At 60.7% G+C, this 10,841-nt stretch carries 10 protein-coding genes and 1 pseudogene; 7 read left to right on the top strand and 4 right to left on the bottom strand.

Features of this window, described 5'->3' with window-relative positions; all coding sequences use genetic code 11:
• Positions 1-354 precede the first annotated feature (354 nt).
• On the top strand, positions 355-573 hold the full coding sequence (locus tag Q7V20_RS24325) for a PAAR domain-containing protein (RefSeq protein WP_370652412.1): 219 nt from the start codon (positions 355-357) through the stop codon (positions 571-573).
• 145 nt (positions 574-718) lie between these two features.
• On the opposite strand, the gene Q7V20_RS05890 is transcribed toward Q7V20_RS24325, so the two are convergent.
• The gene (locus Q7V20_RS05890; protein ID WP_304788170.1) at positions 719-1,732 is read right to left on the bottom strand and encodes an IS5 family transposase; all 1,014 of its coding nucleotides are present in this window, start codon (positions 1,730-1,732) and stop codon (positions 719-721) included.
• Between the two features lie 224 nt (positions 1,733-1,956).
• A complete protein-coding gene (locus Q7V20_RS05885; RefSeq protein ID WP_304788168.1) occupies positions 1,957-3,045 on the bottom strand; it encodes an IS5 family transposase in 1,089 nt (362 codons plus the stop codon).
• A gap of 281 nt (positions 3,046-3,326) precedes the next feature.
• Here Q7V20_RS05885 and Q7V20_RS05880 point away from each other — a divergent pair.
• Positions 3,327-4,510, top strand: a protein-coding gene (locus tag Q7V20_RS05880) for an IS3 family transposase (RefSeq protein ID WP_370652411.1) whose coding sequence is annotated in 2 segments (ribosomal slippage) — positions 3,327-3,660 and positions 3,660-4,510 — 1,185 coding nt in all. Because the reading frame shifts where the segments join, the coding sequence is not laid out codon by codon here.
• On the opposite strand, the gene Q7V20_RS05875 is transcribed toward Q7V20_RS05880, so the two are convergent.
• Entirely contained in the window at positions 4,482-5,438 is a 957-nt protein-coding gene (locus Q7V20_RS05875; protein WP_304788166.1) for an IS1595 family transposase, read from the bottom strand. The two genes, Q7V20_RS05880 and Q7V20_RS05875, sit on opposite strands and share 29 nt — an antisense overlap.
• 320 nt (positions 5,439-5,758) lie before the next feature.
• On the opposite strand from Q7V20_RS05875, the gene Q7V20_RS05870 reads away from it, so the two are divergent.
• Both Q7V20_RS05870 and Q7V20_RS05865 read left to right on the top strand, forming a co-directional pair.
• A complete protein-coding gene (locus Q7V20_RS05870; RefSeq protein WP_304788165.1) occupies positions 5,759-6,865 on the top strand; it encodes a diguanylate cyclase in 1,107 nt (368 codons plus the stop codon).
• A gap of 205 nt (positions 6,866-7,070) precedes the next feature.
• Positions 7,071-8,042, top strand: a pseudogene (locus Q7V20_RS05865) (transposase).
• On the opposite strand, the gene Q7V20_RS05860 reads toward Q7V20_RS05865, so the two are convergent.
• On the bottom strand, positions 7,933-8,397 hold the full coding sequence (locus Q7V20_RS05860; protein WP_304788163.1) for a transposase: 465 nt from the start codon (positions 8,395-8,397) through the stop codon (positions 7,933-7,935). The pseudogene Q7V20_RS05865 and the gene Q7V20_RS05860 overlap by 110 nt on opposite strands.
• A gap of 247 nt (positions 8,398-8,644) precedes the next feature.
• Between Q7V20_RS05860 and Q7V20_RS05855 the strand changes: the two genes are divergently transcribed.
• From Q7V20_RS05855 to Q7V20_RS05845, 3 genes are all read left to right on the top strand, one after another.
• Positions 8,645-9,142: a hypothetical protein gene (locus tag Q7V20_RS05855; protein WP_304788161.1), complete on the top strand. Its 498-nt coding sequence runs from the start codon at positions 8,645-8,647 to the stop codon at positions 9,140-9,142.
• Positions 9,143-9,340: 198 nt separating this feature from the next.
• Positions 9,341-9,883 carry a lytic transglycosylase domain-containing protein gene (locus Q7V20_RS05850; RefSeq protein WP_304788159.1) on the top strand — a complete coding sequence of 181 codons (543 nt, stop codon included), beginning with the start codon at positions 9,341-9,343 and terminating at the stop codon, positions 9,881-9,883.
• Positions 9,880-10,548 (top strand): OmpA family protein, encoded by a 669-nt coding sequence (locus Q7V20_RS05845; protein WP_304788157.1) that lies wholly within the window; start codon positions 9,880-9,882, stop codon positions 10,546-10,548. The genes Q7V20_RS05850 and Q7V20_RS05845 overlap by 4 nt, the downstream gene beginning before the upstream one ends.
• Positions 10,549-10,841 lie beyond the last annotated feature (293 nt).

Here is a 10,841-nt window from a genome sequence, read left to right as displayed (position 1 = left end):
CCGGATTCTGCCGATCATGTCCATGGTGATCACTCCTCGAACCCCGCTGCATCAAAAAGCAGCAGGGTAGGTTGAACACCTGGCTCAGTTTTGGGTCGGCATACCCATCAAAAGTGGCTCAGTTTTCGGTCGGCGCCAACAGGGCGGCGATCAGAGACTTTCACCAAAGAGCTTGAGCTTGGTCCAAGCTCAAATCTGAATTACGAGAGAAACAATTTTGTTACACCTGATTGATAGAGTCCGGTCAACAAAAAAACAGGGCAAGACAAATGGGACGACCTTTCATCTTCATGGGCGATCAGCCTGATAGGCGCTTCCGGTACCACTGACACCCATTGCAAACGGATAGTCTGGGTGGGCGTTCATGTCACATGCCCGGGCAGCACAGTCATTTTCAGCGGTGATCCGACGATGATCATTGATGGCATGCCCGCCGCCCGTCATGGTGACAAGTGCGCCCGTGGCGCCACCCTCATATCAAGCCAGTTCGTATCGGTAACGTCTGACGGTGGAGCCGCCAACCCACAGGCGGCCAGTGCAGCTCAAGCCGCAGGAGCTGCCCATCTTGCTTAGGAACTGCTGATCAATGACCGCTTCGCGCGCACCCAACGACTGTCGTGGGTTTGAATGTCGCGATGGCGGTCAGATTCAGCCGGAATTCATGGCTTTGCGCGTTCTCAACGTGATTTCAGGCCCCTTTCGGGGGTCATTGGCCTCATCAAGACGCACCTCGGGTATCAAGCGCCAAAAGCTTGGAGCGAGCGATCACCAAATTGACCAAGCCAAACAGGCTGTACAACTGCGCCTCGTTCTTGGCCAAGCCCTTATATCTGGCCTTCTTGTGATGAAACAAGTTCTTCAAAACATGGAAGGGATGCTCGACAAAGGCGCGAATTTGCGCCTTGGCTCGCTCGGTCGCGATCACCAGTTCCTTGAGATCGCCCTCGGGCATCGCCTTGATCTTGCTGCGTCTCGTCGCCACGTTCCAGGCGATGTCCTTGGCAATGCGGCCCTGGGCTTGCGCCTCAATGACTTCATCGCGCTTTTGCACGCCGGTGTAACCCGCGTCCAGATGCGCTTGGCTTTCCTGGCCGTGCTGCAGCTTGTGCGTGTGGGCCACATCGCTCTCATTGGCCGACGTGACGTGCAGACTGTGAACCAGTCCAGATTCAGCGTCGGCGCCAATGTGCGCCTTCATCCCAAAGTACCACTGATTGCCCTTCTTGGTCTGGTGCATCTCGGCGTCTCGCGCTTTGTCCTTGTTCTTGGTGGACGGTGGCGCGGCAATGATGGTGGCGTCAACCATGGTGCCTTCACGCATGTGCAGGCCCTTCTCGCTCAGCAGCGCCTTGACCTCTTCGAACATCGCTGCCGTCAGCTTGTTGTCCTCCAGCAGGCGGCGGAACTTCACAAGCGTCGTGGCATCTGGCGCCGACTCGCGCGACAGGTCGATGCCGACAAAGCGACGCAAGGCCTGGCTGTCGTACAAGGCGTCTTCAACGCCTTCGTCGCTCAGGCCGAACCATTGCTGCACACAGTACATGCGCAGCATGCGCTCTATGCCAATGGGTGGCCGACCCACGCGGCCGCTCTTGGGGTACACAGGTTCGATCAAGGCCACCCACCGCGACCAAGGCACCAGACGCTCCATCTCGCCCAGGAACTTCTCGCGCCGAGTCACTCGCTTCTTGAGTCCGTACTCGCTGCTGGCAAAGCTCAGTTGTTGCTTCATCTGCGCTCTCTTGGCTCTGGATCTGTTGCTCGTTTATGCAGCACAAATCGTGCCGGAATTAATCAGCGGTTCCCTAACAGGCTGCGGAAATACCCAGCGCGCACAGCCCCGCTGCTGACGTGATGGGTCGTTTTTCGACGATGGAAGCGGACCTTGGCGCCCCGCACCCCATTCCAGGCCCATTTCAGAGGGAATTGGGGCCATTTCGAGGCGTTTTGCCCTCATCACGCGCACTCCAGGCGGACTTGTCCCATGGTGCGCATGCGCACGAGGTTGTGCGCGGCCATGGCCATCATGAAGACTTGGTCGACCTTCTTGATGCCGCGCACCATCACCTGACGGATCGGGCCAAAGAACTTGGCCCAGCCAAAGCCCTGCTCAATGAGCTTGCGCTTTTGCATCGAGATGGCGTAGCCCTCGGTGGCCGCGATCTCGTCGGGCACAGCTGAGGCTCGGTTTGATTTGTTCTGCGCCACATGCGGCGTGACCTTCATGTCTTGCAGCGCCTTGATGAACTCGGCGGCGTCGTAGCCTTTGTCGGCGCCCAAGGTAATCTCACCTTCGGGGTTGACTTGGCGAGCATCGGCCACCATGGCCTTGGCCGCTTCGCGCTCGGCATGGCCATCTGCCTGCGTGACAATGGCGTTGACGATCAGCCCATTGCGGTTCTCCATCAGCGTGTGGCCCATGAAGCGCAATTCGCTGGCCGTCTTGCCCTTGCGAAACAGCCTGCTGTCTGGGTCGGTGCTTGATTCGTGTGTCTCGTTGCTGCGTGACTTGCCTCTGAAGTCGCCGCCATCGTCGTCGTCCTTGCCGTCTTTGCGTACAAAGCTCTTGTGGCCTGCCCAGGCTTGGATCAAGGTGCCGTCCACACTAAAGTGCTCCTTGGACAACCACCTCTTCTTGTCTGCCAGCTTGAGCACCTCGTTGAAGAAGGCCACTACGGCATCGTGCTCAATCAGCCGTTCCCGGTTCTTGGTGAACACCGTGGGCACCCACACCGCGTCGTCCATCGACAGGCCAATGAACCAGCGAAACAGCAAGTTGTATTGCGTCTGCTCCATCAGTTGGCGCTCAGAGCGGATCGAGTACAGCACCTGCAGCAGCATGGCACGCAGCAGCTTCTCTGGCGCGATGCTGGGGCGGCCACCCTTGATGTCGTCCTCGTACATCTGGGCAAACAGATCGCCCATCTCGGCCAGCGCCTTGTTGACCATCGTGCGGATGACCCGCAGCGGGTGGTTGGCGGGCACGAAATCGTCCAGCTTCTTGAGGGTGAACAGGCCTTCGGTAAAGGTGTCGGCGCCGCGCATGGGTGGTATCGCTTCAGGTCGTTGAGGTGCTACGCTGATAACGTATCAGGCCACTCGGGCGTGGACTTGGTCGGTAGGTATTTCCGCAGCCTGCTAACGGGTTCACTGGAAGCATACGGCCGTTTTCGTGAAAACTCATCCAATCAGTAGTCAAGCTCATCCCGTAAACTGCCGAAGCAGCATTCATCAAAGGGTATCGGTTTTGTTCCGTTTGAGGCGGCCCCCTGATTCACCAGACACGGACTATCGCTTATCTTACGGATAGGAATAGGACTGTGAGTATGACTAGGCGTACAGAGACCATAGAGGTCATCACGACCGATCAGCGCCGGCGGCGCTGGTCCATAGAAGAGAAGTCAGCGCTAGTGCGACGCACCTACGAGCCAGGCATGTCGGTTTCGCTGGTCGCTCGCGAATCGGGCGTCTCGGCCGGCTTGCTGTTCCAGTGGAGGAAGCTGGATCGTGAAGGCGCGTTGGTTGCGGTATCCGCTGGCGAAGCCATGGTGCCCGCTTCCGAGCTGGCCGCAGCCCGGGCAGAGATTGCCAAGCTGCAGCGCGTGCTGGGCAAGAAGACCTTGGAGAACGAGATCCTCAAGGAAGCGGTGGAGTACGCAGCAGAAAAAAAGTGGATTGCGCGCTCGCCCTTGTTGCCAAAGGACGAGCAGTGAAAGCTGTTTGCCTGGCCCTGGGGTTGGCGCGCTCTCACGTTCACGACCTGCTTCACCGGCCTGAGGGCTGGGTCGATGGCCGTACCCAGCGCACGCCTGCCGTCGATGAGCAGTTGCTGGGTGAAATCCGTCAGCACATTGCCGAGTTGCCAAGCTATGGCTACCGAAGGGCCTGCGCTCTGGTCAACCGTTCGCGGCGCGCTGGTAGCCACGCTGTGGTCAATCCAAAACGGGCTTATAGGGTCATGAGGCAACACGGCCTGTTGCTGCCTCGTGCGCCACGCAGAAGCGTCTCAAGCAGGCTGCACGATGGCAAGGTGGCCGTGACCAGCAGTGACCGGCGCTGGTGCTCTGACGGCTTCGAGATCAAATGCGATTCTGGCGAGACGGTCACGGCCACCTTCGCGAAGGATTGCTGCGACCGAGAGATCATGGCTTGGCGCGCGTGGCCAGGCAAAGGTCTTCCTGGAGAGCCCGTGCGAGAGATGTTGATCGAGGCTGTGGAGAAGCGCTTCGGGTCGGTTGAGGCTGTCCCAGCCGGCCACCAGCTCGAGTTCCTCAGCGACAACGGCGGGGCCTACATTGCCACCGACACCCGACGAATCGCGAGGGACCTTGGCCTCAAGCCGGTCAACACGCCAGTGTGCAGCCCCCAAAGCAATGGCATGGCCGAGAGCTTCGTCAACACGTTCAAGCGAGACTACGTCAGCCGCATGGACCTGCGAGATGCCAAGACGGTGCTGCGGCAACTGCCATCAGCGTTCCTGATTAGCAATCATGCTCAGCATTCCCTCTGACTGCGCGCTCGGTGCGAGGTTTGCATCGGCTGGCATCGACGATGAGGCGGGCGAACAAGCCGGGCAGGTCGAAGCGCCGATTGAAGCGGTAGGCGAAGGCGGCCAGGTAGGAGGCTGCGTACTTGCGGAAGTTGAAGGCATGCAAAGCGCCCGACAGCGTCGTCTTGAGATTGCCCAGAATCGTGTTGACCCACGTGAACTCAGGCAGTTCGCGCGGCTTGCGCGAGCCGACGACGACGGGCATGTGCACACAGCCGGCATCGGTGACGGCGGCGAAGCAGCCCAGGCCATCGCTGGTGACGACTGTGCCGGGCGACAAGTGAGCCTTGGCCCACTGGCTGATGGCGTGCGAAGTGAAGCCCACCAGCGGCGTGAGCTTGAGATAAAGCGGACGGCCCTGCTCGTTGAGCGAGACCGCTGCCACGAAGGGCACCTTGTTCTCGGAACCCCGGCCGGCCTTGCCGCCGGTGCGTTCGCCGCCGAGATAGGCGTCGTCGAGTTGCACGGAGCCCTCCAGCCGGTGGAGCCCGTCGCGTTCAGCCATGGCCAAGCTGATTTTCTGGTGCATCAGCCACGCGGTGGGGTAACTCACCCCAAGCTGACGCATCAGGGCCAGCGAGGACAGGCCAGTCTTGGCCTGGCTGATCAGATAGATGGCCAGGAACCAGGTGGTCAGTGGCAGCTTGGTGTTGGCGAACAAGGTGCCGGCGGTCAGCGAAGCCTGATGTCGGCAGGCGTGGCACTGAAACAGCTTGCGAGCGCCATGCCCCACCACGTAGTGAGCCGATCCACCACAGCGGGGGCAGGCGAAGCCCTGCGGCCAACGCGCCATCTTGAGCGCCTCTTCGCAATGGGCCTCGGTGCCGAAGCTGCGCATGAACTGTGGCAACGACAGGCCGGGTTGAAACTGGATTCGGTTCATCGCCATGGTGCTTGCTCCGCTGTGTGGAGAAGCCAGATTACGAGCCCACTGGCTCACCAGGTGAGCCAGGCTGAGCATGGTTGCTAATCAGGTCAGCGTTTGAACACTTCAACGAGGTGCATCCGCACTCAAGCTTGAAAATGAAATCGCCTCGGGAGTTCAGGCAACATCAACAGCGCGCAGCCCAGCCCGATGGGTGCGCGCTACATTGCGAATAGGCCGGGTCTGGAGATACGGGGGCAAGATCACCGTTGTCCGACAACAGTCGTGAAACAATGAATATCCATGCACGCCAAACTGCATTGCCTACCTTGATCGGGATCAAAATGCGTCAGTCAAGCCCGTTATTAGCGTTTCACAATACCGATCCTTTGGTGCCCGTGGCCGTGGGCAATAACAACGAGGCGCTCTTTCGCAAGCTGCTGCTGGGGGTGTCCGTCATCGCCGGCCTCACGCACCTGTGTTTCCTGCTGCTGTTCTACAAAAGTGGGGTGTCGCAGCTGGCCATCATCAATGTGGGCAGCATCCTTTGCTACGCCTTGGCCTTCTCATTGCTGTGGCGCCACCACATGTTGTCGGCCTGGATGCTGATGCTCCTGGAGGTGGTGGGGCACGCGGTTCTGGCCGTCTATTTCCTCGGCTGGGAGAGTAGTTTCCACTTCTACATCATGCTGGCGCCACCGGTGATGATGGTCGGTTCGCTGGGCAACTGGTGCAAGGCACCTCTGGTGCTGGGGCTGGCGGCCTTGTACGTGGGGCTGGATTTCTTCCTGCGCCTGGCCACGCCGATCGTGGCGCTGGAGCCCTCGGTGCTCAACGGCCTGCACTACTTCAACCTGATCGCCGTGCTGGTGTTGCTGATCTTCCTGGCGGGCATGTACTACCGCCTGGTGGTCCAGAGCGAAAAGCAACTGCGCGAGATGGCCGCCACCGATCCGTTGACCCGCCTGCGCAATCGCCGCAGCGTGTTGGACACCTCGACCTGCGAGGCCGCCAAGCTGCGCCGTGATGGCCGGCCCTTGTCTTTCGTGTTGTGTGACGTGGACCACTTCAAGGTCATCAACGACACCCATGGTCACGAGGCTGGTGACGATGTCCTGAAGGCGGTGGCCAATATCTTGCGCTCCGGGGTGCGCGAAGTGGATCACGCCGCCCGTTGGGGAGGCGAAGAGTTTCTGTTGCTTCTGCCCGAGACCGCCTCGCCTGGTGCGGAGCGGGCGGTCAATCGCCTGCGCGAGGCGATTGCCAAGCTTCGGGTGCCAAGCAAGGAAGGTCCCTTGAAAGTGACCATGACCTTCGGCATCAGCAGCCTGCGCCTCAACGAGCCCATCGACCAAGCCATTGCCCGCGCGGACAAGGCCCTGTACCAAGGCAAGCGCGCTGGCCGCAACCGGGTTGAATTGGCCCCGGAGGACGTGGCCCCACAGGCCTGACCAAGTTCAGGGCGTAGGTTACCAGAGCAGCCAGGCAATTACTTCAGCCTTGCCCTGGCGCATAGTCAACGTGCCGCTGGGATCATGAGTCCGCCCGGAACAACTCGCAATCCATTGATCTGCAATGCGATTTGGGTTGAGGTGTGGTGCCATATTTGCAAGAAAAAAATATCGGCCCCGCGCTTTCTTGCAAATTCTTCAGCCCATGAAGACCCACACCCGCACCGCTCAGAGCACCGAGATGTTCCGTTCTCGCCTAGACGAGCAGTTCATCATGAAGCACCCACTGATTCGCCTGGCCGGATTGATGGACGGGGAGTTGATCGAGCATCACTTCGCTGGCCACTTCACTTCGGGCCGAGGTCGGCCAGCCTTGCCGCCTCGTCTGGTGGCCGGTCTGCTGTACTTGCAGCGCGCCAACGATGCGTCCGACGAGATGGTGGTCAACACCTGGCTGGAGAACCCGTACTGGCAGTTCTTCATCGGCGAGAGCTACCTGCAAACAGAGTTGCCCATTGACCCGTCAAGCCTGACGCGCTGCCGTCAGCGTATTGGCGAAGAGGGCGTGGAATTGCTGCTGGCCGTGACCATCGAAGCAGCCTGGACAAGGTGATTGGGGACACCACGGTGATGCCCAAGTCGATTGCCCATCCCACCGACAGCAGACTGCTGGAGCGCAGCCGCCAGCACATCGTCAAGTTCGCGCAAGACCATGGTTTGAGCCTGCGCCAGGCCACCCAGGTGGGCCGCTATGCGCATGACAAACAGTACAAGCGTATGCGCGCAGCCGTCAAGACGCTGCGCACGCGCAGTTGGCCGTGTTCAGCGCGACGGGCACACGCTGGATGATGCCACTGAGCAGGTGGGCATCCTGGCCAACCAGCGGCCGCGCACGGTGATGGTGGACATGGGCTACAAGGGCGCCGAGGTCGATGCCGTGCAGATTCTCAGATCAGGCCAGCGACGAGGCGTGACCCGCACGATTAAGGCGATGATCAAACGACGCAGCGCCATTGAGCCGAGCATCGGACACTTAAAGAGCAATGGCAGGCTCGACCGCAACCCGCTCATGGGTGCACTGGGAGATGCGCTGCATGCCGCGCTATGCGGCGCCGGCCATAACATCCGCCTGCTTCGGTGGCAGGGCGATCCAGCACGGCGATCTCAACATCAGTGAACGCGTCAGTTGGAGCGGTGCCGGGATCGGTGCGGTGGAGCATGCTCACCCAGAAGATGCGCCAACTCAGAATGCAATAGATCGCGATCAGGTTGGACAAGCGGTCGGCTGTTCGCAGCCGCAAGTCCTCGGCTCGACAGCCCGACTTCAGAATCTTTTGAAACGTCTCGATCTTCCATCTCATGGCGTACCAGTCGATCTTCTCGAAGGCTTGGCTCTTGGAGCGGACCGGCAGGTTCGTAATGAGTTTCCACTGCAGCGGAACACGCCCGGCTGGTGCCTGGCCCTCCTGCGCATGGATCACGGTCAAGCCCAGCGGCGGATATAGCTTCTGCTTGCCGATGGCCGGCAGCAAGCAGATGCGCCGGTATCTGATCTCCAGGGTAGCTTCTCAGGGCTGTCCCTTGCGCCTACCTTCGAGGTAGTAATGCATTCATCGTAGCTGTACCGTCCATGCAGTCTGTACTGCCGATGCAACAACCGACGTCGAAATCCCCATGACAAAGCCCGCATTCACCCGTGACCATGCTGCGCCCAGGCCGTAATCTGTGCTCATGCGCTCCCCTGAGCGAATGCCTATTCAGAGAACAGAGGTACGCACCATGCTCACCGCTGCACCACCCGGATTTCAGGGCTTTAGACACACCACAACCGTGGAAGCCCTGCCATCAGACGTCATCGAAACAAGGCTGTGGCTTGAAGAACATGTCTGGCTTTACGGTGTACTCAAGTCAGATCAGAACGTCGGCCCGATCTTTCGATTTCCTGACCTGATCAGTGCCTGCGTCTCGCTGATCTTATCCGGCCCCGAAGCGGCAAGACAGGTCTTCGGTTTTCTCGGCACCGAGCTCGTGGCCCGATCGCCCAACACGCCTCGCCGTCGGGAAGCCATGTGGCGACCGCAGTACGACTTGCTCCTTGAGTTGCAGCGCTCGCCCGCCAACAGGCACCCCAACCCGAAGTTTCAACTCGATCACTTGACCACCGCCTGCGTGGCGCTGTGTCAACAGGCGGATGAGACCGGCGCCAGCGTCCTACAACAAGCTCGGGTCAACATGGCCCAGCGCTTTCGTGCAGAACAAGCCACGCAGACACGCTGACGCCATCGAGCGCCCAGCGCTCTGACCCGTACACGGCACAAAGAATCTCCAACCGACTCACGTGCCCTGACCACGCCAAGGCAGTCCAACCACGGCTGACCTGAACAAGACCTTGCTCGGCATCTCGCCGATCTCACCCCGTCCGTCCCGCAATGCAACGTGCATTGGCGGCCACATCGGTCTTGTTGGGAGTACGCCATGCAATGGGGTCTCTTGTCTGGATGTCTTGCGCTGTTGAGCGTGCCGGCACACGCCCTGGCTTGCTGGGACGAGGCGGCGCAGCGATACGGCGTTTCATCGCAACTGCTCTATGCCGTTGCCAAGGTCGAGTCGCACCTCAATCCCAAAGCGCTCAACCTCAGCCACCGCCAACGCACGGGCAGCTACGACATCGGGCTGATGCAGATCAACAGCTCGAACCTGCCAGCGCTGGCGCGGTTCGGCATCTCCGAGCGCGACCTGTTCAGCCCCTGCACCAACATCCATGTGGGCGCCTGGCTGCTTGCTCAAACCCTGGCCAGGCAAGGCCTCAACTGGGACGGTGTAGGCGCCTACAACGCCGCCTGCACCCAATTCAAGGGTGCGGCCTGTCAGAGCGCACGCAGGCGCTACGCCTGGAAGGTCTATCGGCAATTGCCCGCCTCGGCAATCCGGTCCGCACAGGCAACCGCAGTACGGCCGCAAGAGCGCGCAGACGCAAAGCTGCCCCTGTTCATCCTTGCAGCTCGGGTGTCGCCATGACGCGCGTACAGGACATCGCCATGACCAGCGCCTCGGCAGCGGTGATTCTGTTCGCCTTCTCGTCTTGCACCTTGCCTGCCAAGCAGGGCCATGCAACCGAGACACCGCAAGCCAAGCCGAACGCCTCACACATCGCGCAGCTAGAGCGTGGCCGCAACGCGTATTTTGCTCAATGCATCGAGCCCGCCTGCCCTACCACCACGCCCAAAACACTGGCTGTGGCCGACGCACAGCCACAGCCTACGATGCAAGGCAACGCGCGCGCCCTTGAATCCGTCGCGCCAACTGAAGACAGCAAGCCTGCCCCGCTGCACAAGCCTCAGGTGCTGGTCCTGGAGTTTGCAACCGACAGTGCGGTGCTGACACCCGCACACCGGACCTTGCTGAACAACGCAGCCAAAGCCCTGGGACGTGCCGAGCGTGTGCTCATCGTAGGACGCACCGACAACGTCGGCCCTGATGCGCCCAATCAGGCCATCGCGCTGGCGCGGGCTGGTGCCGTTCGAGATCACATCAAGCGCGTCAGTCCCGCACAACCCAAGGACATCCGCATCGATGCCAGAGGCCTGTGCTGCTACATCGCCAGCAACGACACACCAGAGGGCCGGGCCCGCAATCGTCGCGTTGAGGTCGTGTTCACAGCCCCATCCGAGGGGGTGCCATGACACACCGATGGCCCTCGCCTGCGAGCCCGCTCGCCCACCGCATCCCCCTCCTGAAACGTGCCTTCACGTTCGCAGGATCGCCCCCGCCTGCGTCAGGCCTTGACGCGCACCCCAGCCAGGAGATTCCCATGCGCACAGCCATCATCCATCCGTTCACCCCTGTTCGCCCCTCTGCCCAGTTGAACGGCCAGCAAAGCCGTCAATCAAACGACAGTGACGCCAACAAGCCCCCGCACAAGCGCTGGCGTGTGGCCTCGGCGCTGGCCATGCTCGCTCTGGGCTTGGGCCTGTCC

This window comes from Aquabacterium sp. (assembly GCF_030652515.1).
Classification (GTDB): Bacteria; Pseudomonadota; Gammaproteobacteria; order Burkholderiales; family Burkholderiaceae_C; genus Aquabacterium.
This window is presented reverse-complemented; position numbering and strand designations above follow the sequence as displayed.